The following is a 23,827-nucleotide window of genomic DNA, read 5'->3' as shown; positions in this document are numbered from 1 at the left end:
TCACACCGTCCAGAGTCTGGGACGTGTAGTCTCGCGCGGTGGATTCGGTGCGCAAGGACATCTTCGACCGGTTGGAACGTTTCTACGACGCGGTGCCCCGGGACGTCGCCGGTGTCGAGGAGCACGGCGCTCTGGTGCTGTTCGTCCGTGGTGCCGCCGGATGGCCGTTCTACGCCCGCCCCCGGATCGACGCCACCGAGACGCCCTCGCTGGCCGACGTGACAGCTGTCCGGGCACGCCAGCGCGAGCTGGGCCTGCCAGAGGCGTTCGAGTGGGTGCACGAGACGACCCCGGAGCTCCTCGCGGTGGCCCGCTCGGCCGGGCTGTCCGTGCTGGAGGCCCCGCTGATGGTCCTCGACCCGGCCGCCCTGCCCGACCCGGCGACGCTCTCCGACGTACCCGTGCGGGTGCTGGCGGCGGACTCGCCCGACTTCGCCGCGGACGTGGCGGCCCGGCGGGCCGTGGCGGCCGTGGCGTTCGGCGTCCCCGGCACCGCACCCGGCGGGGCCGGACCGGCGGAGCGGGACGCGGCCGTCACCGAGCTGGAGGTGGCCGCGCTCGACGAGGAGCGGGCTCGCATCGCCGACGGTCGACGGATCTCCGCGCTGGCCGGCACGCCGACCGAGGGCGCGCTGGCCAGCGGCATGGCGATGCGCGTGGACGACGTCGCCGAGATCGCCGGAGTGGCCACCCTGCCGGCCGCCCGCCGGCGCGGGATGGGCGCGGCGCTGACCGCCACCCTCGCCCGGGAACTGCTCGCCGCCGGGACCGGGCTCGTCTTCCTCTCCGCCGGCAGCGAGGAGATCGCCCGGGTCTACCTGCGGGTCGGGTTCCGCCGCATCGGCACCGCCTGCATCGCCGAACCCGCCGCCCTGATTCCCTGAGCCGCCCGGCCGGCGCCAAACCGGCCGCGCCAGCGCGAGTCGGTCAAGCCAGCGCGAATCGGTCAGGCCGGCGGACGCCACTGGGCCGCGGAGGCGGCGGCGCTGGAGAGCAGCCGCGAGTTGATCGTGCCGAGCGCGGCGTCCCGGGCACGCAGCGCCAACCGGCCCCGGGTCTGCAGCACCGCGGACATCCGCCGGGTCTGCCGGACCACGGTCGCCGCCCGGGGACGGCGCACCCGGTCGTACGTCTGCACGGCATCGGGTAGCCGGGCCTCGCGCAGCAGGGAGGCGAGGGTGGCGGCGTCCTCGAACGCGAGGCAGGCGCCCTGCCCGAGGTGCGGCGGCATGGCGTGCGCCGCGTCGCCGAGCAGCACCACCCCGCCCGGCCCGGCCCCGAAGCCGTACGCGCGCGGCAGCGGACGGAGCTCGCGCACCTCCTGCTGGACGAGGTCGCTCGGGTCGGTGGCGTCGAGCAGCGCGCCGATCGGTGCGGGCCAGCCGGCGTACCAGCGGCGCAGGAGAGCGAGCTGGGTCTCCGGCGGCTCCGGGCGGGGAGCGCCGGCCGCCGTGGCCACCCAGTAGATGCCACCGCGCGTGGAGCCACCCGAGGAGCCCCGCTCGCCCAGCGAGGCGGCCACGAAGCGGTAGCCCGCGCCCAGCACCTCGCCGGCGATCGGCTGGTCGGCGGGCAGCCGGGGCGCCCGGTACCAGGGGATGACGGCACGCCAGGCGGCGCAGCCGGAGCTGACCACCCGGGACTCGGGGGCCAGTTGGCGGCGGATGACGCTGTCCGTGCCGTCCGCCGCGACCACCAGGTCGGCTTCGATGGTGTGCCGTCCGTCGTTCACACCCGGTCGTTCGCCCGGATCGACACGGACGTGGCGTACGGTCACGCCGGTTCGCAGCTCGACCCGGTCGCCGAGGCCGGCGATCAGGGCGTCGTGCAGGTCCTCGCGGTGCACCACCACCGGCATCCGGTCGGCCGGCGTCGGCCGGGGCTGCACGAGCCAGTGCCCGTCCGGACGGCGTACCCCGCCATCGGGCAGCGGGGTGGCGATGGCGGCCAGGCCGGCGCCCAGGCCGAGGGCCTGCAGGGCGCGCACACCGTTGGGCCAGAGCACCACGGCGGTCGGCTCGGGTCGGACCCGCTCGGCACGGTCCAGCAGGGTGACCTGCCACCCGGACCGGGCCAGCGCGCCGGCGACCGCGAGGCCCCCGACCCCGGCGCCGACCACCACCGCGCTTCGCATCGGACCGCCCCCGCTCAGCTGTCCCGGTCGGCGGGGCGTACCCCGGTGGCGTCGGCCCGGGCCCCGTCGCGCCCCTCGGGCGTCCCGTCCGTCGACTCGGCGGCGCGGTTCCGGTCGGCCACCTCGTCTGCGGATGACTCGGCGCCCTCCGGGAGCGCGTCGTCGGCCGGCTCCGGTGGCGCTACACCGGTGTCCCGCCAGGTGTCGTACTGCTCCTCGCTGACCACCCGGTAACCCTCGGGGGCGGCGGCGCGCGCGCCGGTCTCGCGTGCGGAGATGTCGACCTGCGACAGGTCGGAATCCGTGGGCGGCGTGGGGGTGGCCGCCGCGCCGATCGGGATCAGGAACTCCCGGGGGCCACGGACCCGCACGAAGTAGGCCAACGCGCCGAGGAAGACCAGGGCCGCGGTCCACACGTTGAGTCGTACGCCGAAGATCTGGTTCGCCTCGTCGGTGCGCATCAGCTCGATCCAGAACCGGCCGGCGGTGTAACCCATGACGTACAGCGCGAACGCCCGGCCCCGCCCGAGCTTCAACCGCCGGTCCAGGACGAGGACCAACCCCGCCACCCCGAGGTTCCAGACCAGCTCGTAGAGGAACGTCGGGTGGTAGAGACCCGGCTCGAGAATCGGCTGGCCGGCGTCGTCGCGCAGGGCGTGCCCCGGGCTGTCCGGATCCATCCGGTGGATCTCCAGACCCCACGGCAGGGTCGTCCGGCCGCCGAACAGCTCGTTGTTGAACCAGTTGCCCAACCGGCCGACCGCCTGGGCCAGCGGCAGACCGGGGGCCAGCGCGTCGGCCACCACACCGAACGGGATGCCGAGCTGCCGGGCCGCGATCCAGGCGCCGACCGCGCCGCCCGCGACGGCGCCCCAGATGCCGAGGCCGCCCTCCCAGATGTAGAACGCCTTCAGCGGCTCGCCGCCGGCGCCGAAGTACTTCTCCGGCGAGGTGATCACGTGGTAGATCCGGGCGCCGATGATGCCGGCGGGCACCGCCCAGACGGCGATGTCGAGCACCGCCCCGGGCGCGACGCCCCGCTGGCGCAGTCGGCGCTCGGTCACCCAGCAGGCCAGCACGATGCCGGCGATGATGCACAGCGCGTACGCCCGCAGCGGGAACGGCCCGAGCTGCCAGACGGCGGTGCTGGGGCTGGGCAGGGCCGCCTGGGGGGATAGCGAGGCGATGGTCACGGGTGCACACGCTACCGCTGCGCACCCCCGCAGCGGCACCCCGGGCCGCCGCACCGCGGTCGGAATGACGTCTGGTTCGTGCCGCCGGGGCCGCCTGGAAGGCCGGGCAGCACCCGTTCGAGCGTGATGCCTGTGCGTCATCACGATGACGCACAGGCATCAGAGGTGTCGCACCCGTACCGCGAGAGCGGCGAGCGAGGGACGCGGACCGGGTCGGCCCGCAGCGGCGCTCAGCGGGCCGGGTTGCGGACGCCCTCGGCGAGTTCGGCGCTCAGGGCACGCAGCGCGGCCAGCCCTTCGGCCTTGGAGGAGGCGTCCAGGACGCACCGCACCAGCGCGCTGCCCACGATCACCCCGTCGGCGTACCCGGCGACCGTGCTGGCCTGCGCGCCCGTGCCCACACCCAGGCCGACCCCGACGGGCAGGTCGGTGACCCCGCGCACCCGGGAGACGAGCGTCGGAGCGGCGTCGGAGGTACGCGCCCGCGCGCCGGTCACCCCCATAACCGCCGTGGCGTAGACGAAGCCCCGGCAGTGATCGACGGTCATCGCGAGCCGCGCGTCGGTGGACGACGGCGACACCAGGAAGGTGCGGTCCAGCCCGTGGGCCTCCGAGGCGGCCAGCCACTCCGCCGCCTCGTCGGGAATCAGGTCCGGCGTGATCAGGCCGGTGCCACCGGCGGCGGCCAGGTCACGGGCGAACACGTCCACGCCGTACCGCTCGACCGGGTTCCAGTAGGTCATCGTGACGACCGGCGCGCCGGTCGCCGCGACGGCCTCGATGATGCGCATCGTGTCGGCCGTCCGGACCCCGCCGGCCAGCGCGATGTCGCTGGCCTTCTGGATGACCGGCCCGTCCATCACCGGATCGGAGTACGGGATCTCCACCTCGATGACGTCGACGCCGGCCTCGACCATCGCCGTCATGGCCGCGATGCTGCCCTCGACGGTCGGGAATCCGGCCGGCATACAGCCCACCAGCAGGGCCCGTCCGTCGGCCCGGGCCTTGTCGAAGGCCACCCCGATGCGACTCACCTCAGCGCTCCTTGTCGAGGATGCCGAAGTAGTCCCCGGCGGTGTGCACGTCCTTGTCACCCCGGCCGGAGAGGTTCACCACGATGGTGGGCTCCCGGCCCAGCTCGGCGGCGAGCTTCGGGGCCAGCGTCACGGTGCCGGCGAGCGCGTGCGAGCTCTCGATCGCCGGGATGATGCCCTCGGTGCGGCAGAGCAGCTCGAAGGCGGCCATCGCCTCCTCGTCGGTGACGGGCAGGTAGCTGGCCCGGCCGGTGTCGTGCAGCCAGGCGTGCTCGGGCCCGACGCCCGGGTAGTCCAGGCCGGCGGAGATCGAGTGCGACTCCAACGTCTGCCCGTCGGCGTCCTGCAGGACGTACGTGCGGGTGCCGTGCAGCACACCCGCCGACCCGCCGGTGATGCTGGCCGCGTGCCGGCCGGTGGCCACCCCGTCCCCGCCGGCCTCGAAGCCGTACAGCCGGACGGTCTCGTCGCCCACGAAGGCGTGGAAGATGCCCAGCGCGTTGGAACCACCGCCGACGCAGGCGGTGACCGCGTCCGGCAGCGCGCCGGTCAGGTCGAGGCACTGCTGCCGGGCCTCGTCACCGATCCCCCGGACGAAATCACGCACCATGGCCGGGAACGGGTGCGGCCCGGCGGCGGTGCCGATCAGGTAATGGGTCTCGTCGACGTTCGCCACCCAGTCGCGCATCGCCTCGTTCATCGCGTCCTTGAGGGTGCGCGAGCCGGTGGTGACCGGTACGACGGTGGCGCCGAGCATTCGCATCCGGGCCACGTTGAGCGCCTGCCGCTCGGTGTCGACCTCGCCCATGTAGACCACGCATTCGAGGTCGAACAGGGCGGCGGCGGTCGCGGTGGCGACGCCGTGCTGGCCCGCCCCGGTCTCGGCGATCACCCGGGTCTTGCCCATCCGCTTGGTGAGCAGCGCCTGGCCGAGCACGTTGCGGACCTTGTGCGCGCCGGTGTGGTTGAGGTCCTCGCGCTTGAGCAGCACCCGGGCGCCGACCTTCGCGGAGAACCGGCGGGCCTCGTAGAGCAGCGACGGTGTGCCGGCGTAGTCGCGCAGCAGCGCGCCGAACTCGGCCCGGAAGGACTCGTCCGCGATCGCCGTACGCCACGCCCCGTCGAGCTCGTCCAGCGCGGCCACCAGGGCCTCGGGCACGAACCGACCGCCGAAGCGACCGAAGTGACCGGCGGAGTCGGGCTGCGAACCGGCCACCGGGGCCAGCGCGTCGGCGCTCATCGGACAATCCTCTCGGTGGGGCGGCACACCGGCGCGGTCAGCGCACCGGCCGGGGCGTCGCCGGGTGGTTGCCGGCGTTGACCAACTCGGCCACCGCCTCGCGTGGGCTCTTCTGGGTGACCAGGCCTTCGCCGACCAGGACCGCGTCGGCGCCGGCGGAGGCGTACCGGATCAGGTCGTGCGGGCCGCGGACGCCGGACTCGGCGATCTTGACCACGCTGCTCGGCAGGCCCGGCGCGATCCGCTCGAACACCGAGCGGTCCACCTGAAGGGTACGCAGGTCACGGGCGTTGACCCCGATCACCTGCGCGCCGGCCTCCAGGGCCCGGTCGGCCTCCTCCTCGTCATGGACCTCGACGAGCGCGGTCATGCCCAGCGACTCGATCCGCTCCAGCAGGCCCATCAGCACGTTCTGCTCGAGGGCGGCCACGATCAGCAGCACCAGGTCGGCGCCGTGCGCGCGCGCCTCGTGCACCTGGTAGCTGGAGACCACGAAGTCCTTGCGCAGCACCGGGACGGTGACCGCGGCCCGGACGGCGGCGAGGTCGTCCAGCGAACCGCCGAACCAGCGCCCCTCGGTCAGCACGCTGATGGCCCGCGCGCCGCCCGCCGCGTAGTCGACGGCGAGGTCGGCCGGATCGGCGATCTCGGCCAGCCGGCCCTTGGACGGCGAGGAGCGCTTGACCTCGGCGATGACCGCCACACCGGGCTTGCGCAGCGCGGCGTACGCGTCCAGCGGCGGCGGCGCCGCCGCGGCCAGTTCGCGGATCCGTTCCAACGGAACCTGCTCCTGGCGACGGGCGACGTCCTCGCGCACGCCAGCCAGAATCTCGTCGAGCACGCTTACGGACGCTGCCTGACCGGCCTCGTCCCCCTCCGCGTGCGCATGCTCAGCAGTCACCAACGGACTCCCCTCTCCGGGTGTCATGGGCCGATGCTAGGGGCACCCGACCGAGGCCGGGAGCCGGGGGTATGGCGCTGCTCACGAAAAGGCCTGCGGCATAATGGCCGACTTGCCGTGAAGGGGATGTCACGCAGCGCCACCTCCGTATCGACCACCGTCACACGACGAGAGCCCGGCGGCTCCGGTCGAACCGGGCCGACCCATCGATCATGCCATCCACCGCCGATCGCCGCCCGGCGACAGCGACCGCAGTCGATGTTGTGAGCAAGCTCAAGGCCGAACGGCCCCTCCCAGGTCGCGGGCGTGGCGGGACAGTTGACGGGGTGGTCACCCGGACGAAACGTCGGCCGGTGAGCATCGTCCTCGGGCAGACTCGATGACGCGCCTGCCCGACCGTCGCCGACTCCTCGTGTGGAGTGAGCCATGAACACTGCCGAGTCGAATCCCAGCATCGGACTGACCACCATCTCGCGGACCATGGCGTCGTTCGCCGTCGGGGTGGTGCACACCCTGGAGCGGGCCGTCGTCGGCGAGGGCCGGATGCGCACGGCCCGCGGTAACGCCTGGGAGGCGGTCTGCGCCGACCGGGCCCGCGCCGACCGGCGCGCCGAGCTGGACCGCCTGGTGGCCGAGCTGACCGCCACCCGCGCCGCCGCCCGCCCGCAGCGGGAGCGTCAGCCGGTCGTCCGGGAGCGGGACCGTCAGCCGGTCGGCTGATCAGCCGGCCGTGGGGTCCTCGCCCCGGTCCAACGCGTCCCACGCCTCGGTGGTCCGCCGACCGGCCATCGGGCCCGGGGTGGCAGCCGTCGTCGGATTACTCTCCGTGACGGTCCGCTTCGGCCGCTCGTACCGGGCGCCCATCGCCGGCCACCCGCCGCCCCGCACCGCCGTCCACCCCCCACCCACGGCGACGAGCAGACCGCCGACCAGGCAGAGCGCCGGCCACTGCCGACTCACCACACCGTCGAGGTCGGCGACCAGTCCGTAACCGGCACCGGCCGAGACCGCCAGGCCCAGCGCGCCGAGCAGCACGCCCAGCAGCCGACGTACCCGACCCCGGGTGGCCAGCACCGCGCCACCACCGGCCAACGCCACCACGGCCAGCGCCGGCAGCCACGGCAGCAGGGCGGCCCCGCTGCGGGCCTCGCGCACCGGCGGCAGCGGCGCCGGCCGCGCGGTCAGCTCGACCGACCAACCCCGGGTCGCCATCCACAGCGCCAGGCCCGCGCCGGCGAGACAGAGCAGCACCGCGTACGTCAGCTCGCGCCGACCGGTCGCGGCCGGGCGGCCCTGGTGCGTCATCGGGCCGCCCGCAGCGTTTCGGCGGCGGCGATCGCGGCCAGCACGGCGGCGGCCTTGTCGCGGGTCTCCTGCTCCTCGGCGGCCGGATCCGAGTCGGCGACCACTCCGGCCCCGGCCTGCACGTAGGCGCGGCCGGCACGGATCAGCGCGGTCCGGATGGCGATCGCCATGTCCAGATCGCCGCCGAAGCCGAAGTAGCCGACCGTGCCTCCGTAGACGCCACGGCGTACCGGCTCCAGCTCCTCGATGATCTCCATGGCGCGCACCTTCGGCGCGCCGGAGAGCGTCCCGGCCGGGAAGGTCGCGGCGAGCGCGTCGAACGCCGAGCGGTCGTCACGCAGCGTGCCGGTCACGGTGGAGACGATGTGCATCACGTGGCTGTACCGCTCGATGGTCGCGAACTCGGGCACCTGGACGCTGCCCGGCTCGCAGACCCGGCCCAGGTCGTTGCGGCCCAGGTCGACCAGCATGACGTGCTCGGCGCGCTCCTTGGGATCGGCGAGCAGCTCGGCGGCGAGGCCCGCGTCGGCAGCCGGGGTGCCGCCGCGCGGGCGGGTGCCGGCGATCGGGTGCAGCAGCGCCCGCCGCCGCCCGTCCGCGCCGGCGGTGACCTTCAGGTGCGCCTCCGGCGACGAGCCGACGATGTCGAACCCGTCGAAGCGCAGCAGGTACATGTACGGGCTGGGGTTGCTGGTGCGCAGCACCCGGTAGACGTCCAGCGGGTCGGCGTGCGTGGCCCGCTCGAACCGCTGGGACAGCACGATCTGGAAGCACTCGCCGGCCCGGATCGCCTCCTTGGCCGCCTCCACGGCCTTGACGTAGCCGCCCTCGGGCGTACGACAGACGACCTCGCCGGCCGGTGGGCGCGCGACCGTCGAGATCATCGGCGGGATGGGTCGGGACAGCGCGGTGGTCATCGCGTCGAGGCGACCCACCGCGTGGTGGTACGCGGCGGTGACGTGCGCGTCGCGGTCCGCCGCGTCCACCGGTGGCAGTACCGCGTTGGCGACCAGGATCGCGGAGCCGTCGTAATGGTCGAGCACCACCAGGTCGGTCGCGAGCATCATGCCCAGCTCCGGCACGCCGAGGTCGGACTCGGTCAGCTCGGGCAGCCGCTCGAAGCGGCGGACGAGGTCGTACCCGAGGTAGCCGACCATGCCCCCGGTCAGCGGTGGCAGGCCGTCGCCCGGGCCGGGCGGCGGCCCGGCGAGCGCCGCCACGGTGTCCCGCAGAACCCGCACCGGGTCGCCGTCGGTGGGCAGCCCGGCCGGGGGTTGCCCGAGCCAGGTCGCCACGCCGTCGCGCTCGACGAGGGTCGCGCTGCTCCGTACGCCGATGAACGAGTACCGCGACCAGGCCGTGCCCGCCGAGCCGACCCCCTGCTCGGCCGATTCGAGCAGGAAGGTGCCGGGCCCGCCGGCGAGCTTGCGGTAGACCCCCACCGGAGTCTCGGCGTCGGCCAGCAGCCGTCGGGTGACCGGTACGACACGCCAGCGGGCGGCCAGCTCGGTGAAGGTGGCCACGTCGGGGCTCACCGCGCCGTCGGTCATGCGCCGACCCGCCTCTCGTTCACGGCGGGGCTCCGCCGAACCGTGCTCACCGGGCGTCCGGCGCGGTGACCGGCAGCTCGGTGTAGAAGCACGTCCGGTGCCCGGTGTGGCAGGCCGCCCCGACCTGGTCGACGCTGACCAGAAGGGCGTCGCCGTCACAGTCCAGGGCCACCGAGCGCACGTACTGGTGGTGCCCGGAAGTGGCGCCCTTGACCCAGTATTCGCGCCGGCTGCGCGACCAGTAGGTGGCCCGGCCGGTGGTGAGGGTGCGGTGCAACGCCTCGTCGTCCATCCAGGCGACCATCAGCACCTCGCCGGAGTCGTGTGCGCGTACCACGGCGGCGACCAGGCCGTCGGCGTTGCGGCGCAGCTGGGCCGCGATGGCCGGATCGAGCCGGGACGGACGGACCGGCGTCGAGGCCACCGGGCCGTTCGGTTCGCTGGGTACGCCGGTCACCGGCGCGTCAGGTACGGGCACAGTTTCCCATTGTCCCGCACGTGGCGTGGGCACCGGCGACGGCTCCCGCCGAGGATTCGGCCGGTCGACCACGGGCCGCGCGAGCTGGGCCACGTAACGGTCGAGGCGGCCGTCGACCAGGGCCTCGGCCAGGTCGGTACCGCAGGATTCGGCGATCTCCCCGGCGTACGGGCGGATCAGCGCCACGGTGCCGGCGACCAGCCGCACGGCGGCGGCCCAGAGCTGGCCGGTGGCGCCCGGGCGCAGGCCGAGGCAGAGGAGCATGTCCTCGCGGTAGCCGACCGGCGCGACCGGCAGCTCCAGGGCCGCCGCGAACGCCGCGCGGCGGGACGACACCCGCACCGACGGGTTCGCCGGGCGCAGCACCGACGGGCAGAGCCGGGCCAGGTCCGCCACGGCGAGCCGGACCCCGAGACGGTCGGCGGCGGCGCGGGCGGCAGCGGCCTTGCCGAGCAGGGCGATCAGCTCCTCCAGCCGGGGCGGCTCGGCGGGCTGGCAGAGCACCGGCAGGTCGATCCGGCGCCGCCAGTGCGGGTCCGCCCAGAGCAGCCGGGCCGGCGCGGTGACCGGTAGTCCGAACGCCCAGTCGGCCGGCTCGCCGAGCCGGTGCACCCAGGAGCGGACGTCCCGTGCCGCCACCGAGACGTGGGTGACCCGGCCGGCGCTTTCGGCCAGGTACGCGCGGCGGGCGGCGTACGGCGAGCCACCGACCAGCACGTCGAGGTCGACGTCGCTGTGCGCGGTGGCCGCCCGCCGGGCGTGACTGCCGCGCAGCAGGATGCCGACGACCGGCCGTTCGGCGGCGTCCCGCAACCGCGCGGCCCAGTCCTCGAGAAATCCGCTGTGCGGTAACGGAGCGTGACCCACGGCGCCATCGTGCCGTACGTCCGATCGGCGCGCAATGCCCGTTGCCGGACCTGCTGTCCGGTCCGGAGCCTACTGCCCGTTGTCACGCTGGGCGCGAGGGCGGGCATCAGAGGACAGGCGGGCCGTGCACTCCCCTCTAGCGTGGAATTCAACGAACGATGAGTTTCTTGGAGGTGCGCGATGGACGACGCGATAGGCGTCCACGACCTGGTGGTCGATCGAGGCGGGCGGCGGGTGCTGGACGGCATCACCTGCGCCGTTCCGCGGGGCGCCGTCACCGGACTGCTGGGGCCCAGTGGCAGCGGCAAGACCACGTTCATGCGCGCCGTGGTCGGCGTGCAGGTGGTCACCTCGGGGACGGTGACCGTGCTGGGCCAGCCGGCGGGCGCCCCGGCGCTGCGGCACCGGGTGGGCTACCTCACGCAGGCGCCGAGCGTCTACGCCGACCTGACCGTGCGGGAGAACGCCCGCTACTTCGCGGCCCTGTACGGGCGCGGTCGGGCCGAGGCGGACGAGGCGGTGAGCGCCGTCGGGCTGGCCCAGGCGGCCGGTCAGCTGGTCGCCACCCTCTCCGGCGGCCAGCGCAGTCGGGCCTCGCTGGCCTGCGCCCTGGTCGGTGACCCGGAGCTGGTCATCCTCGACGAGCCGACCGTCGGTCAGGACCCGGTGCTGCGGGCCGACCTGTGGGCCCGGTTCCACGCCATGGCCGCCGCCGGCACCACCCTGCTGGTGTCCAGTCACGTGATGGACGAGGCGGCCCGCTGCGACCGGCTGCTGCTGATCCGCGAGGGCCGGCTGATCGCCGACGACAGCCCGGACGCGATCCGCGCCGCCGCCGGCGTGGACGACCTCGACGAGGCGTTCCTGCGGCTCATCCGGGCCGGCGAGACGAAGGCGTCAGCCGGACGGGAGAACTCATGAACGTGCGGATCCTGGCGGCCACCATCGGCCGCGTCCTGCGCCAGCTCCGGCACGACCGGCGGACGATCGCACTGCTCGTGGTGGTGCCGACCGTCCTGCTCACGCTGGTCTACTACATGTACGCCGACAAGCCGACACCGCCGGGACAGCAGTCGGTGTTCGACCGGGTCGCGCTGGTGATGCTGGGAACCTTCCCCTTCGTGATCATGTTTCTGGTGACCAGCATCGCGATGCTGCGCGAGCGCACGTCCGGCACCCTCGAACGGCTGCTCACCACCCCGCTGGGCAAGCTCGACCTGCTCTTCGGGTACGGCATCGCGTTCGGGCTGGCCGCCGCCGTGCAGGCCGCGTTGGCGGCCGGCCTGGCGTACTGGGTCTTCGACCTGCGAACTCTCGGCAGCAGCGGTCTCGTGATCGGGATCGCGGTGCTCGACGCGGTGCTCGGGGTCGCCCTCGGCCTGCTGTGCAGCGCCTTCGCCCGCACCGAGTTCCAGGCAGTACAGTTCCTCCCGGTCGTGGTGATCCCGCAGCTCCTGCTGTGTGGGCTGTTCGTGGCCCGGGACGAGATGGCCGGCTGGCTCCAGGGGCTCAGTGACGCCCTGCCTCTGACGTACGCCATCGAGGCGTTGCAGGAGGTCGGCGCCCACGCCGACCCGACCGCGACCATGTGGCGGGACGTTGCTGTGGTGTTCGGCGCGGTGGTGTTGGCGCTGGTGCTCGCGGCGGCGACCCTGCGTCGGCGCACCGGCTGACCGACCGGCGGCGACCCGCGCGGGGCGGGTCGCCACCCGCCGCCGGGAGACCGGTGGCGTCAGCGGACGAACGAGGGGCGGCGATGACGCGGCGTACCGGCCGACGACCTGGCAACCCGGACACCCGGGAGGCGATCCTCGACGCGGCGCGGGCGACGTTCGCCGAACGGGGTTTCGACGCCGCGCCGATCCGCGCCATCGCCGCCACCGCCGGGGTGGACCCGGCTCTGGTGCACCACTACTTCGGTACGAAGGACCAGCTCTTCCGGGCCGCGATGAACTTCCCCGTGGACCCGGCCGAGCTGCTGCCGGCGGTGCTGGCCGGTGACCAGGACGGCGTCGGCGAGCGGCTGGTCCGGACCTTCATCGGCATCTGGGACTCACCGGCCGGCAGCGCCGGGGTGGCGCTGGTGCGCTCGGTGCTCAGCAGCGAGTGGACCGCGCGCCTGCTGCGGGAGTTCGTCACCACGCAGGTGCTGCGCCGGGTGCTCGACCAGCTCGACGTCGACCCGGCCGAGGTGCCGATGCGCGGCTCGTTGGTCGCCACCCAGCTCATCGGCCTCGCCATGATCCGGCACGTGGTACGGCTGGAGCCGGTCGCGTCGGCCGATCCGGAGCTTCTGGTCGCCACCATCGGCCCCAGCGTCCAGCGGTACCTCACCGGGTCGCTGCCGATCTAGCGGCAGACGCGGGGCGCGGTCAGCGGCAGACGCCGGGCACGGTCAGCGGCAGACGTGCGGCGCGGTCAGCGGGGCGGGTGCACGTCGGCGGGGCGGCGCAGCGGCGGAAGCAGCCGGCCCAGCTCGTCGGGGCCGGTGAGCGGGCACGGGAACGCCAGCCGGACGCGCCGTCGTGCGCCGGGCCGTCCGAGAGCGACCACCAGCCCGTAGCGGTCGACACGCACCACGCGCGGCGGGCCGTCCGGGGCCTCCTCGGTCAGCCCGAGCTGCCGCCGCAGGTAGTCGGTGACGGCGGCGGGCTCGCGCTGGGCGAAGTCGGCGAGCAGCAGGGCCTCGAAGGGGTGCACCGGATCCGGCTCCGCCTCGGCGTACTCCCCCGGGTCGATCCGGTGCACGACGCCGGCCCGCTCCCAGCGGACCTCGGCCACCTCGAAGCGGAACAGCCGGAACCGGACGCCGACGTCGAGCAGGTCGCCGGTCGGCTCGACGGCCGCGAAGTCGACCGCGGCGCGGCGTGCCTCGTCGTCGTGCAGTTCGGCGGCCCAGCCGGAGACCCAGGCCCGCCCGAGCCCGGGAGCGCCGGCCGCCGGCGGCAGGTCGAGGACGTCCAGGACCACCGCGACGTCGTCGCCCCCGGCGACGGGCTGGAGCGCGGCGCCCAGGTGGCTGGCCACCGGCACCAGCAGCAACACCCGGCCGTCGGGGTCGGTCACGTGCCGGGCGTGGTGCGGACCCGGGCGGCGAGCCAGGTGGACGAGGCCGGGCAGGCGACCGGCGACGAGGGTGCGGACGATCTCGGCGGGGCTGGGCCGCATGGCGCAACTCCTTAAAAGGTTAGCCTTACCTAACCGGAGCGTAGAGCACCAGCACCACCGCGTCCACCAGCCGACGCCAGGGAACACCGACCCGTTACCTGGTCTGCTCCAGCCAGGAGGCGTACAGCAGCCCGTAGACCGAGTCGGCGTCGCGCACCAACTCGTCGTGCGGGCCACGCTGCACGATGCGCCCCCGGTCCACCACGATGACCTCGTCGGCGGCCTGGGCGGTGGAGAGCCGGTGCGCGATGGCGAGGGTCGTGCGCCCCCGCGTGACGGCGTCCAGCGTGCGCTGCAGACGCACCTCGGTCGCCGGATCCACCGCGCTGGTCGCCTCGTCCAGCACCAGCAGATCGGGGTCGGCCACGTACGCCCGGGCCAGCGCGACGAGCTGCCGCTCCCCCACGCTCAGCGCCTCGCCGCGCTCCCCGACCGGGGTGTCGAGGCCAGCGGGCAGACCGTCCAACCAGTCGGCCAGGCCCAACTCCGTGAAGGCGGCCCCCAGCTCCTCGTCGGTCAGCTCGGGCCGGGCGAACCGCACATTGTCGCCGACCGTCGCGTCGAAGAGGAACCCGTCCTGCGGCACCATCACCACCCGCGAGCGCAGCGAGTCGAAGCGCACCTGCGCCAGCGGCACCCCGGACAGCAGCACCGCCCCCGCCGACGGATCCATCAGTCGGGTCAGCAGCTTCGCGAAGGTCGTCTTGCCGCTGCCCGTCTCGCCGACCACCGCCACCCGGCTCTTCGCCGGGATCTCCAGGTCGATGTCGTGCAGCACCGGCGGCCCGCCGGGATAGGCGAACCGCACCCCCGAGAACCGAATGTCCAACGGACCGATCGGCAGGTTCCGGCCCTGCTCCCCGGGGTCCGCGACGTCCGGGGCGACGTCGAGCACGTCCAGCACGCGCCGCCAGCCGGCGATCGCGTTCTGCGCCTCGTTGAGCACCTCGGTGGCGATCTGCACCGGCTGGATGAACAGCGTCACCAGGAAGAGGAACGCGGTCAGCTGGCCGATCGACAGCGTGCCGTCCACGCCCAGCGTCACACCGAGCACCACCACGCCGGCCAGCGCCAACCCGGCCGCCAACTCGCCGACCGAGCTGCCCACGATGCTGATCCGGATGGCCCGCTGCTGCGCCATGCGCTGCGAGTCGATTGCCTCGTCCAGCCGCCGCTCGGTACGCCCCGCGATGCCGTACGCCCGGATCACCGGCGCGCCCACGACGCTCTCGCCGATCGCGCCCAGCAGCGCGCCGGTGCGCTGACGCACCGTCGCGTACGCCGCGCCGAGCCGGCGCTGCAACTGCCGGATGACGAGCACCGCCGGCAGGAACGCCGCCAGCACCACCAGGGTCAACTGCCAGGAGTACGCCAGCATGACGGCCGTCGTCACCACGAGCTGACCCAGGTTGACCAGCAGGATCACCCCGCCCCACTGGAGGAACTGGGTGATCTGGTCGACGTCGCTGGTCACCCGCGAGACCAGCGAGCCGCGGCGCTCCGACTGCTGGTGCAGCATCGACAGGTCGTGCACGTGCCGGAACGCCCGCGTCCGCACGTTCGCCAACGCGGTCTCGCTGACCGTGAACAGCCGGCGCATCATCAGGTAGCCGCAGGCCGTGGTGACCACGAGGATCGCCGCGGTGACCGCCACCACCGACCAGACGACGTCCAGCCGCAGACCGCCGACGATGCCCCGGTCGATGCCCTGCTGCACCGCCACCGGAACGGCCACCCGGCCCACCATGTAGACCAGCGCCAGGGCCAGGGTGGCGGCCAGCCCGGTCCGCAGCTCGGGCGAGAGGGCCAGCCCCCGCCGCAGCGTCCGCCAGGTCGTCTCCGGCCGCTCGTCCCGCTGCTCGGTCGTCACCGTCGTCGACGTCGTACTCAATGGTCCACCTCGATCTCCAGGCCCGACGGCAACGGCGCCACCTCGTCGTCGTACGCGCGCTCCTGCGCGCGGTCGACCTCCGCCTGCTCGTAGGCGGTGACCAGGTCCACGTACCCGGGCACGGTGGCCAGCAACTCGATGTGCGTGCCCCGCGCGATCACCCGCCCCTGCTCGACGTAGATGACCTCGTCAGCGAGGGCGATGGTGGCCCGGCGGTACGCCACGACGAGGATCGACGCGGCGGGAACCCCCGGCTCGCCGGCCGCGGAGCGCAGGCCGGCGAGGATGGCCGCCTCCACGCGCGGGTCGACTGCGCTCGTCGCGTCGTCGAGCACCAGCAGGCGTGGCCGCCCGGCGAGGGCGCGGGCCAGCGTGAGCCGCTGCCGCTGCCCGCCGGAGAGCGAGGTGCCCCGCTCGCCGACCATCGTGTCCAGCCCGTCGGGCAGCGCCGCGACGAAACCGTCCGCCTCGGCCAGTCGCAGCGCCGCCCACACGACCTCGTCGTCGATGCCCGGCCGGTCCAGGGCGATGTTGGCCCGTACGGTGTCGTCGAAGACGAACGGCACCTGCGCCACGAGCGCGACCGTGCTGGCCAGCGACGCGGCGGTCAGGTCGCGCGTGTCCACGTCGTCCAGGGCGACGGTGCCCGAGTCCGGGTCGACCAGGCGTACGGCCAACGACGCGATGGTGGACTTGCCCGCGCCGGTCGGCCCGACCAGGGCGACCGTGCGGCCGGCCGGAACGGTGAAGCCAACCTCGCCGAGCACCTGCGCGCCGGGCTGGTGAGCCTCGGCCGGCGGGTAGGAGAAGTGCACGTCGGTGAAGGTGAGGCTGGCCGGGCCCGGGGTGGCCGGGTCGAGCACCCGCTCTCCGTACGGCATCTCGCCGGTGGCGTCGAGGACCCGGCGCACCCGGTCCCAGCCCGCGACGCTGCGCGGCAGCTCGGCCAGCACCCAGCCGATGGCCCGTACCGGGAAGGCCAGCACGGTGAAGAGGAAGGCGACGCTGACCAGCTCGGTGACGCTGATCGCGCCCTGGCGCAGCCGGAACGCCCCGACCACCAGGACGGCCAGGGTGCCGAGGCTGGGCAGGGTCTCCAGCAGCGGGTCGAAGACGCCCCGCAGCCGGCCGACCGCGATGAGGGCGTCGCGCAGCTCACCGGCGCGGCCGGCGAACCGGGCGGTCTCCTGCGCCTCGCGGCCCATGGTCTTGACCACCAGCGCGCCGTCGAAGCTCTCGTGCGCGATGCCGCTGACCTCGGCGCGCAACCGCTGCGCGCGGGCCTGGCGGGGCGCCATCCGCCGGGAGTAGACCACGTTGAGCGCGAACAGCGCGGGAAACACCGCGAGGCCGACCAGGGCCAGGGCCCAGTCGGTGGCGAACAGCGAGACGATCGCGCCGACCAGCATCACCAGCGTGCCCACCGCGAAGGGCAGCGGAGCGATGGGATACCAGGCCGCCTCCACGTCGGAGTTGGCGTTGGACAGCAACGTGCCGGTGGCGTTGCGGTGGTGCCAGGACAGCGGCAGGTCCAGGTAGCGGCGGGTGACCCGGCGGCGGTAGGCGGCCTGGAGTCGGTACTGCATGTAACCGGCGCCGAGCCGACGGCCGAAGATGCCGACCACCCGCAGCACGCTGATCCCGAAGAGGGCCACCGCCGCCAGCGTCAGCGCGCCGACGCCGACCTCGCCCCGGGCGATCGCCGGCACCACCACGTCGCCGACCACCGCGCCCACCACGTACGCGCTGACGATGACCATCGAGCCGAACAGCACGCTGCCGACCACGGCGACCGTGAAGATCCGCGGCTGCTCCCGAATCGCCTGCCGCAGAACCCCCAGCCCTCTGCCGAGCACGTCCCGGCTTGTCCTGCTCGCCACACTCTCCCCCGCCGTAAGCCACAATTATCTACCTCATCCTTACCGGTGCGGGCCTGCGCCGCCGACCCGGACGGGATATGTCGACCGTCACGTACCCCACGCCCTCGCCGGCGGTACGACCAGGCCCCGCTCGCCGCGCGGCCGCCCGGGTCCGGGCCTACGATCGGCCCATGTCGCGGTACGCCCGAGCCGAGCGCGAGACGCTGGCCGATCTCCTCCTGGCCCTCGGGCCCGACGCGCCGACGATCAACGAGGGCTGGGCGACGCGCGACCTCGCCGCGCACCTGGTGCTGCGCGAGCGCCGTCTGGACGCGGCCGGCGGGATCCTGCTGCCGCCACTGCGGGGGTACGCCGAACGGGTCCGCCGCCAGCTCGCCGCCGGGTCCTACCCGGAGCTGGTGGCGAAGGTACGCCGGCCACCGGTGTGGAGCCCGGTCAGCAACCCGCTGACCGACGAGCTGGTCAACACCATGGAGTTCTTCATCCACCACGAGGACGTACGGCGGGCCGTCGGGGGATGGCAGCCGCGTGAGTTGCCGCGTGGCCTGCAGGCCACGCTGTGGAAGCGGGCCGCACCGATGGCCCGGCTGACGCTGCGGCGCTTTCCGGCGGACCTCTACGTGCAGGCGCCCGGGTACGGCGAGGTCTCCGTCGGCCGGGGCGGCGAACGACTGCGTCTGGTGGGCGCCCCGGCCGAGTTGGCCCTGTTCCTGTCCGGACGACAGCGGGTGGCCCGGGTCCAGTTGGACGGCCCGGCGTCGTCCGCGCGGCAACTGCGCAACGCCAGCCTGGGCATGTGACTTTCTGCGCCTAATCGGTCACAGCAACGTCGGACGAATGCCGCAGTCCCAACGATGCGTACCGATACCTCCTCCCGTACGCTTCACCGCGCCGTTCCGCGCCAGGGCGGCACGATGTGGGGGCACACGATGCGAAGTTTCGCAATCTCGGCGCTACGGGAACCCTCCTTCACGGCGGGGCGCCACAAGTCCACAGATCGGGTGGCCAACGAGAGCGTCGAGTGGGCGCGCGCTTTCGGCCTGGTCAACTCCGGTCAAATTCATCGACTGCAACGGGCGGACGCCGCCGGTCTGGCGGGCCGAGCCTGCCCGGACGGACCGGTGCGGGGGCTGCGCCTCCTCACCGATCTGATCTCCTGGCTGTTCGTCATGGACGACACCTGCGACGAGGACGGCCTCGGGGCCGATCCGAGCCGGCTGGCACCGGTCATCGCCGCCCTGCTCAACGTGCTGGACCGGGCCGGCGACCCGGGCGCCGCGCCACCGCCGGAGACCGGCCCGCTGGGCGCCGCGCTGCACGACCTCTGCCGCCGGACCCGGGCCGAGGGCCGGGCGCCGATGCTGCTGCGGTTCGTCAGCCAGGTCCGCCAGTACCTGCTGGCGCTCCTGTGGGAGGCCAGCAACCGGGAGCGCCGTCGGGTGCCGGGTGTCACGGAGTACGTCCAACTGCGTCGGCACATCGGCGGCGTACACCCCTGCCTCACCCTGACCGACCTCGCGTCGGAGCAGCCACTCGGGCCGGTCGGGCGTGCCGACGCGGCGCTGACCGCCCTGGACCTGCTGGCGGTGGACCTGGTGTGCTGGTGCAACGACCTCTTCTCGTACGGCAAGGAGAGCCGGTCCGACCCGGACGCGCACAACCTGGTGACGGTCATCGCCCAGGAGAGCGGCCTCGACGAGGCGGGCGCGTTACGGGCCGCCGCGGACCGCTTCAACCGGGGGTTGGCGGCGTACCAGGCGAAGGAGGAGGGATTGCTGGCCAGCGGCGTCGAGGGGTTCCACTCGCCGTTGGCCGCGCGGCGCAACTGGGTCCGGGCCACCTACGACTGGTCGGTCGTGGCTGCCCGCTACGCCTGATTGAGGGCACCGGTCGGCGCGGCAGGGTCGCCGGGCGATCACCGGCACTAGCCGATGCCCGGTATCAGGCAATACTCTTCGGTAACCACTATGACGTGACGACCGTCACGTCGCCACCCCCGAAGGCGGCTACAGCGATGGCTCTCGATGTACCGTACCGTTCCATCCCGGACATGTTCCTCAAGCGCGTGGCGGCCACCCCCGACCGGCACGCGTTCGCGTCCCCGACCCCTGACGACTCGGGGCCCGCCTGGTTGACCTGGGAGCAGGTCGGCCAGCGCGCAAAGGCCGTCGCCGCCGGCCTGCACGCGCTCGGCGTCGGCCCGGAGAATCCGGTCGCGATCCTCGCCAACACGCGGCTGGACTGGGTGGTCGCCGACCTGGGCATCATGTGCGCCGGCGGGGCGACCACCACCGTCTACCCGACCACCGAGCCGGCGGACGCGACGTACATCATCGCCGACTCCGGCTCGCGGGTCCTCTTCGCGGAGAACCCGGCGCAGGCGGCCAAGATCGCCGGAGCGGAGCTGCCGGCGCTGACCCACGTGGTGCTCTTCGACGGAACCCCCGACCCGGACGCCACGATCCCCCAGCTCACCCTCACCGAGCTGGAAGAGCGGGGCAGCCGGGCGTTGGCCGCCGAGCCCGATCTGATCGACATGCTCGTGGCCGGCATCGGCCCCGACCACCTGGCCACCCTGATCTACACCTCCGGCACCACGGGCCAACCCAAGGGTGTCGAACTTTTGCACGGTGGGTGGTGCTGGGAGGCGGTGGCCCAGGCCGACGTCGGGCTGCTGCGCGACGACGACCTGCAGTACCTGTGGCTGCCGCTGGCGCACTCGTTCGGCAAGACGCTGCTCTGCGGCGCGATCCACGTCGGCCTGCCAACGTACGTGGATGGGCGGGTGGAGAAGCTGGTCGACCTGCTCGCGGTGATCCGCCCGACGCTGATGTGTGGCGCTCCCCGGGTCTTCGAGAAGGTCTACAACCGGGCGGTGACCACCGCGCAGGGCGCCGGCGGCGCGAAGGCGAAGATCTTCGCCTGGGGTGTCCAGGTCGGTAAGGAGAAGATCGCGCTGGAGCAGGCCGGCGAGCCGGTGCCGGCCGGGCTCAAGCTGCGCTACGGGCTGGCCGAGAAGCTGGTGTTCAGCAAGCTCCAGGCCCGCCTGGGCGGCCGGATGCGGGTGCTGGTCTCCGGCGCCGCGCCGCTCAGCCCGGAGATCGCCACCTTCTTCGCCGCGGCCAACCTGCCGATCTCGGAGGGCTACGGCCTCACCGAGACCAGCGCCGGCAACTTCGTCAACCCACCGGACGGGCTCCGCATCGGCACGGTCGGCAGGGCGATGGGCGACCTGGAGTGCCGGATCGACACCGACGGCGAGATCCTCGTCCGGGGTCGCCCGGTGATGCGCGGCTACCACAACCTGCCCGAGGAGACCGCCGCCGCGTTCACCGAGGACGGCTTCTTCCGTACCGGCGACATCGGCACGCTCGACGAGCAGGGCTACCTGCGGATCACCGACCGCAAGAAGGACCTGGTCAAGACCTCGGGCGGCAAGTACATCGCGCCGTCGCACATCGAGGGCATGTTCAAGGCCATCTGCCCGTACACCTCGCAGGCGGTCGTGATCGGGCAGGCCCGCAACTTCTGCACGATGCTCGTCACGCTCGACGCGGACGCCATCCGGGGCTGGGTGGCCGGCGGCCCGCTGGAGGGTCGCGACTACAGCGAGATCGTCGCCTCGCCGGAGGCGCAGGCGATGGTCGAGGAGTACGTCGCCCAGCTCAACGCCAAGCTGAACCGCTGGGAGACGATCAAGAAGGTAGCGATCCTGCCGCGTGACCTGACCATCGAGGACGGCGAGGTCACCCCGTCGTTGAAGATCAAGCGCCGGGGCGTGGAGGGCAACTTCGCCGCCGAGATCGACAAGATGTACGCCGGCTCCCTCGCCGAGCTGTAGCAACGGACCGTCGTGGCCCCGCACCCGCCCGGGTGTGGGGCCACCGGCGTCTTCCGGGGCCGCTCAGGCGATGACCGACGGCTCCGGCCACCGCTGCCGGCCGCTGCGGTCCAGGTCGTAGCGGACCGTGGCGATCCGCTCGACGGCCTCCACCAGCTCGGCGGCCGGCAGGGTGAACGGCAACCGCAGGAAGCGTTCCAGGGTGCCGTCCAGACCGAACCGTGGCCCGGGCGCGAGCCGTACGCCGACCTCCTCGGCGGCCCGCGCGAGCGCGCTGGAGACCGGGCCGTCCAGCTCGGCCCAGAGGGTCACGCCGCCGCGCGGCACGGTCACCCGCCAGTCCGGTAGTCGGTGCGCCAGCGCGCCGAGCAACGCGTCGCGCTGAGCGGCGAGCTGCGCCCGACGGTCGGCGACGATGGCCGCCGCGTCGGCGAGCAGGCGCACCGCCACCAACTGGTCGAGCACCGGGCTGGACATGTCGACGCCGACCCGGACCGCCGCCAGCCGCTGCACCTGCGGCGCGGAGGCGCGGACCCAGCCGATCCGCAGACCACCCCAGTACGGCTTGCTCATCCCTCCGATGCTGACCACCCGGGAGTGCCGGTCGAACGTGGCCGTGGGCGGGGGCAGCTCGACGCCGTCCAGCGGGAGGTCCACGAAGGACTCGTCGACGATGAGGTCGGTACCCACGGCATGGGCTGCGGCGACCACCCGCTCGCGCAACGCGGCGGGCATCAGGTGGCCGGTCGGGTTCTGGAACTCCGGGATCAGGTACGCCAACTTGGGGCGGGTCTGCCGCAGGCTGCCCAGCAACAGGTCGGGCTCCCAGCCGCCGGCGTCCGCGGACAGACCGTGCGTGGCGATCCGGGCCCGCCGGCCGGCCAGCGCGGCGAGCGCGTTGGGGTAGGTCGGTGACTCGACCAGCACGTTCCCGCCGGGGGCCAGGGCGAGGCGCAGCACCAGGTCCAGGGCGTGCTGGGTGCCGCTGGTGACCATGATCTGGTCGGCCGAGGTGGGTAGCCCTCGCGCGGTGTAGCCGGCGGCCACCGCCTCGCGCAGCTCACCGATGCCGGTCGGGTGGTAGCCGGCGCCGCCCAGGTAGCGGGGCAGGTCCTCGACGGCGGCCCGGGAAGCCCCGAGCAGTTGCGGCGGCGCCGCCAACGCGGCGACGCCGAGGTCGATCATGTCCCGGTCGTCCAGCGGGGTCCACAGGCCGGTGCTGGCGACCCGGTGGTTGCCCGGCAGCATCGTCCAACTGCCGGCGCCCCGTCGGCTGGCGAGGTGGCCGGTCTCGCGCAGCTCCCGGTACGCGGCGGTGACCGTGGTACGGCTGATCCGCAGCGCCTCGGCCAGCTCACGTTCCGCCGGCAGCCGCACGCCCAGGGGAAGCCGCGCGTCCGCGAGCAGCCCGCGTACCGCACCGGCGAGCGCCGCGTAGTCGGGGCTGCGGCGACGGCCCGGCAGGGCGTGCCACTGCCCCAGCAGCCGCGCTAATTGGACCCCTCGCACCTGACCCGTCATGACCACTCCTCGGATATTGGCCTCTTCCTCCGGGAGGATTGGCACCTAGGGTGGCATGCATGGCACTGATTGGCAATCTCCGGGAGCGGCCGGTACGACGGCTCAGCCAGCTCTACGCCGGGCTCGCCCTCTACGGAATCAGCATGGCCCTGATGGTCCGCTCCCACCTGGGCCTGGACCCCTGGGACGTCTTCCACCAGGGGCTGTCCGAGCTGACCGGGCTCTCCTTCGGCACGGTCACCATCGTTGTCGGGGCCCTGGTGCTGCTGCTGTGGATTCCGCTGCGACAGCGGCCCGGCCTCGGCACCGTCAGCAACGTGGTGGTGGTCGGCCTCGTGGTGGACGCCACTCTGGCCCTGCTGCCCGCCGGTGGTCCCCTCGGCGTCCGCATCGCCCTGTTGATCACCGGGATCGTCGCCAACGGCGCCGCCACCGCGCTCTATCTCGGCGCCCGCCTGGGTCCGGGCCCACGCGACGGGCTGATGACCGGCTTCGTCGCCCGTCATCCCCGCTTCTCGGTGCGACTGGTGCGTACCGCCATCGAGGTCACCGTGCTCGCGCTGGGCTGGCTGCTCGGCGGCACGGTCGGCGTGGGTACCGTCGCGTACGCGCTGGCCATCGGTCCGCTGGCGCAGTTCTTCATCCCGCTCGTCGCGGTGCCCCCGGCCGCAGCCGACGCTCAAGACGAGTCGGCGGTCACTGCCGGTGACCCGTCGCGCGCCCCGGCCGCCTGAACGTTCACCGACCGTTCACGGACCGGCACGCCGCGCTGGTGGAAGTGGGCTCGTTGGAGGGTGGGTGTTCCCTTCCGCGTCGCTCGCCGT

General features: G+C 73.6%; 21 protein-coding genes and 1 pseudogene. 9 read left to right on the top strand and 13 right to left on the bottom strand.

Annotated elements, in window-relative coordinates; genetic code table 11:
- Positions 1–47: 47 nt before the first annotated feature.
- The gene (locus tag ACIA3K_RS04890; RefSeq protein ID WP_396799369.1) at positions 48–884 is read left to right on the top strand and encodes a GNAT family N-acetyltransferase; all 837 of its coding nucleotides are present in this window, start codon (positions 48–50) and stop codon (positions 882–884) included.
- A 62-nt stretch (positions 885–946) separates the two neighbouring features.
- Here the strand turns inward: ACIA3K_RS04890 and ACIA3K_RS04885 are convergent, their stop codons facing one another.
- The 5 genes from ACIA3K_RS04885 to trpC all read right to left on the bottom strand — a co-directional run bounded on the left by ACIA3K_RS04885 (position 947) and on the right by trpC (position 6,442).
- Entirely contained in the window at positions 947–2,134 is a 1,188-nt protein-coding gene (locus tag ACIA3K_RS04885) for an FAD-dependent monooxygenase (protein ID WP_355049510.1), read from the bottom strand.
- A 14-nt stretch (positions 2,135–2,148) separates the two neighbouring features.
- Entirely contained in the window at positions 2,149–3,327 is a 1,179-nt protein-coding gene (gene lgt / locus ACIA3K_RS04880; RefSeq protein WP_396799232.1) for a prolipoprotein diacylglyceryl transferase, read from the bottom strand.
- Between the two features lie 230 nt (positions 3,328–3,557).
- Complete coding sequence (gene trpA / locus ACIA3K_RS04875) at positions 3,558–4,361, bottom strand: tryptophan synthase subunit alpha (RefSeq protein ID WP_396799231.1); 804 nt, start codon at positions 4,359–4,361, stop codon at positions 3,558–3,560.
- A 1-nt stretch (position 4,362) separates the two neighbouring features.
- On the bottom strand, positions 4,363–5,601 hold the full coding sequence (trpB, locus tag ACIA3K_RS04870) for a tryptophan synthase subunit beta (protein ID WP_396799230.1): 1,239 nt from the start codon (positions 5,599–5,601) through the stop codon (positions 4,363–4,365).
- A gap of 37 nt (positions 5,602–5,638) precedes the next feature.
- The gene (gene trpC, locus ACIA3K_RS04865; protein ID WP_039906616.1) at positions 5,639–6,442 is read right to left on the bottom strand and encodes an indole-3-glycerol phosphate synthase TrpC; all 804 of its coding nucleotides are present in this window, start codon (positions 6,440–6,442) and stop codon (positions 5,639–5,641) included.
- 486 nt (positions 6,443–6,928) lie between these two features.
- Between trpC and ACIA3K_RS04860 the strand changes: the two genes are divergently transcribed.
- The gene (locus ACIA3K_RS04860) at positions 6,929–7,222 is read left to right on the top strand and encodes a hypothetical protein (RefSeq protein WP_396799229.1); all 294 of its coding nucleotides are present in this window, start codon (positions 6,929–6,931) and stop codon (positions 7,220–7,222) included.
- Here the strand turns inward: ACIA3K_RS04860 and ACIA3K_RS04855 are convergent, their stop codons facing one another.
- The 4 genes and pseudogenes from ACIA3K_RS04855 to ACIA3K_RS04840 form a co-directional block, all read right to left on the bottom strand.
- Positions 7,223–7,807 (bottom strand): Trp biosynthesis-associated membrane protein, encoded by a 585-nt coding sequence (locus tag ACIA3K_RS04855; RefSeq protein WP_396799228.1) that lies wholly within the window; start codon positions 7,805–7,807, stop codon positions 7,223–7,225.
- On the bottom strand, positions 7,804–9,357 hold the full coding sequence (locus tag ACIA3K_RS04850; RefSeq protein ID WP_396799227.1) for an anthranilate synthase component I: 1,554 nt from the start codon (positions 9,355–9,357) through the stop codon (positions 7,804–7,806). Before ACIA3K_RS04850 ends, ACIA3K_RS04855 begins: the two co-directional genes overlap by 4 nt.
- Positions 9,358–9,403: 46 nt before the next feature.
- On the bottom strand, positions 9,404–9,835 hold the full coding sequence (gene hisI / locus ACIA3K_RS04845; protein WP_396799368.1) for a phosphoribosyl-AMP cyclohydrolase: 432 nt from the start codon (positions 9,833–9,835) through the stop codon (positions 9,404–9,406).
- A gap of 180 nt (positions 9,836–10,015) precedes the next feature.
- Positions 10,016–10,339: pseudogene (locus ACIA3K_RS04840) on the bottom strand (phosphoribosyl-AMP cyclohydrolase); the annotation flags it as partial.
- Between the two features lie 543 nt (positions 10,340–10,882).
- Between ACIA3K_RS04840 and ACIA3K_RS04835 the strand changes: the two are divergent.
- The 3 genes from ACIA3K_RS04835 to ACIA3K_RS04825 all read left to right on the top strand — a co-directional run bounded on the left by ACIA3K_RS04835 (position 10,883) and on the right by ACIA3K_RS04825 (position 13,055).
- On the top strand, positions 10,883–11,623 hold the full coding sequence (locus ACIA3K_RS04835) for an ABC transporter ATP-binding protein (protein WP_357127070.1): 741 nt from the start codon (positions 10,883–10,885) through the stop codon (positions 11,621–11,623).
- Positions 11,620–12,375 carry an ABC transporter permease gene (locus ACIA3K_RS04830; protein WP_396799226.1) on the top strand — a complete coding sequence of 252 codons (756 nt, stop codon included), beginning with the start codon at positions 11,620–11,622 and terminating at the stop codon, positions 12,373–12,375. Before ACIA3K_RS04835 ends, ACIA3K_RS04830 begins: the two co-directional genes overlap by 4 nt.
- A gap of 83 nt (positions 12,376–12,458) precedes the next feature.
- Entirely contained in the window at positions 12,459–13,055 is a 597-nt protein-coding gene (locus ACIA3K_RS04825; protein ID WP_396799225.1) for a TetR family transcriptional regulator, read from the top strand.
- A gap of 65 nt (positions 13,056–13,120) precedes the next feature.
- Here the strand turns inward: ACIA3K_RS04825 and ACIA3K_RS04820 are convergent, their stop codons facing one another.
- The 3 genes from ACIA3K_RS04820 to ACIA3K_RS04810 all read right to left on the bottom strand — a co-directional run bounded on the left by ACIA3K_RS04820 (position 13,121) and on the right by ACIA3K_RS04810 (position 17,641).
- Positions 13,121–13,870 (bottom strand): DUF2470 domain-containing protein, encoded by a 750-nt coding sequence (locus ACIA3K_RS04820; protein WP_396799224.1) that lies wholly within the window; start codon positions 13,868–13,870, stop codon positions 13,121–13,123.
- Between the two features lie 94 nt (positions 13,871–13,964).
- A complete protein-coding gene (locus ACIA3K_RS04815) occupies positions 13,965–15,740 on the bottom strand; it encodes an ABC transporter ATP-binding protein (protein ID WP_396799367.1) in 1,776 nt (591 codons plus the stop codon).
- Between the two features lie 17 nt (positions 15,741–15,757).
- Positions 15,758–17,641 carry an ABC transporter ATP-binding protein gene (locus ACIA3K_RS04810; RefSeq protein ID WP_396799223.1) on the bottom strand — a complete coding sequence of 628 codons (1,884 nt, stop codon included), beginning with the start codon at positions 17,639–17,641 and terminating at the stop codon, positions 15,758–15,760.
- A gap of 170 nt (positions 17,642–17,811) precedes the next feature.
- On the opposite strand from ACIA3K_RS04810, the gene ACIA3K_RS04805 reads away from it, so the two are divergent.
- The 3 genes from ACIA3K_RS04805 (at position 17,812) to ACIA3K_RS04795 (ending at position 21,482) form a co-directional block, all read left to right on the top strand.
- Positions 17,812–18,441 carry a TIGR03085 family metal-binding protein gene (locus tag ACIA3K_RS04805; protein WP_396799222.1) on the top strand — a complete coding sequence of 210 codons (630 nt, stop codon included), beginning with the start codon at positions 17,812–17,814 and terminating at the stop codon, positions 18,439–18,441.
- A 201-nt stretch (positions 18,442–18,642) separates the two neighbouring features.
- Positions 18,643–19,518: a terpene synthase gene (locus ACIA3K_RS04800; RefSeq protein ID WP_396799221.1), complete on the top strand. Its 876-nt coding sequence runs from the start codon at positions 18,643–18,645 to the stop codon at positions 19,516–19,518.
- A 137-nt stretch (positions 19,519–19,655) separates the two neighbouring features.
- Positions 19,656–21,482 carry an AMP-dependent synthetase/ligase gene (locus ACIA3K_RS04795; protein WP_396799220.1) on the top strand — a complete coding sequence of 609 codons (1,827 nt, stop codon included), beginning with the start codon at positions 19,656–19,658 and terminating at the stop codon, positions 21,480–21,482.
- Positions 21,483–21,545: 63 nt separating this feature from the next.
- Here ACIA3K_RS04795 and ACIA3K_RS04790 read toward each other — a convergent pair whose 3' ends face one another.
- Positions 21,546–23,003, bottom strand: coding sequence for a PLP-dependent aminotransferase family protein (locus ACIA3K_RS04790; protein ID WP_355049495.1), 1,458 nt, complete (start codon positions 23,001–23,003; stop codon positions 21,546–21,548).
- Positions 23,004–23,062: 59 nt separating this feature from the next.
- Between ACIA3K_RS04790 and ACIA3K_RS04785 the strand changes: the two genes are divergently transcribed.
- Positions 23,063–23,737: a YitT family protein gene (locus tag ACIA3K_RS04785; protein WP_396799219.1), complete on the top strand. Its 675-nt coding sequence runs from the start codon at positions 23,063–23,065 to the stop codon at positions 23,735–23,737.
- The last annotated feature ends 90 nt before the right edge of the window (positions 23,738–23,827 follow it).

Origin of the sequence: Micromonospora sp. NPDC051543, assembly GCF_044454415.1 — a bacterium.
In the GTDB taxonomy this organism is placed as follows: Bacteria; Actinomycetota; Actinomycetes; order Mycobacteriales; family Micromonosporaceae; genus Micromonospora.
This window is presented reverse-complemented; position numbering and strand designations above follow the sequence as displayed.

Coding starts and splice junctions, on each gene's coding strand:
- ACIA3K_RS04825 (WP_396799225.1), top strand. CDS start 12,459: ATGACGCGGCGTACCGGCCGACGACCTGGCAACCCGGACACCCGGGAG.
- trpB (WP_396799230.1), bottom strand. CDS start 5,601: ATGAGCGCCGACGCGCTGGCCCCGGTGGCCGGTTCGCAGCCCGACTCC.
- ACIA3K_RS04790 (WP_355049495.1), bottom strand. CDS start 23,003: ATGACGGGTCAGGTGCGAGGGGTCCAATTAGCGCGGCTGCTGGGGCAG.
- ACIA3K_RS04830 (WP_396799226.1), top strand. CDS start 11,620: ATGAACGTGCGGATCCTGGCGGCCACCATCGGCCGCGTCCTGCGCCAG.
- ACIA3K_RS04785 (WP_396799219.1), top strand. CDS start 23,063: ATGGCACTGATTGGCAATCTCCGGGAGCGGCCGGTACGACGGCTCAGC.
- ACIA3K_RS04885 (WP_355049510.1), bottom strand. CDS start 2,134: ATGCGAAGCGCGGTGGTGGTCGGCGCCGGGGTCGGGGGCCTCGCGGTC.
- ACIA3K_RS04820 (WP_396799224.1), bottom strand. CDS start 13,870: ATGCGGCCCAGCCCCGCCGAGATCGTCCGCACCCTCGTCGCCGGTCGC.
- ACIA3K_RS04850 (WP_396799227.1), bottom strand. CDS start 9,357: ATGACCGACGGCGCGGTGAGCCCCGACGTGGCCACCTTCACCGAGCTG.
- ACIA3K_RS04805 (WP_396799222.1), top strand. CDS start 17,812: ATGTCGCGGTACGCCCGAGCCGAGCGCGAGACGCTGGCCGATCTCCTC.
- ACIA3K_RS04835 (WP_357127070.1), top strand. CDS start 10,883: ATGGACGACGCGATAGGCGTCCACGACCTGGTGGTCGATCGAGGCGGG.
- ACIA3K_RS04860 (WP_396799229.1), top strand. CDS start 6,929: ATGAACACTGCCGAGTCGAATCCCAGCATCGGACTGACCACCATCTCG.
- ACIA3K_RS04855 (WP_396799228.1), bottom strand. CDS start 7,807: ATGACGCACCAGGGCCGCCCGGCCGCGACCGGTCGGCGCGAGCTGACG.
- ACIA3K_RS04795 (WP_396799220.1), top strand. CDS start 19,656: ATGGCTCTCGATGTACCGTACCGTTCCATCCCGGACATGTTCCTCAAG.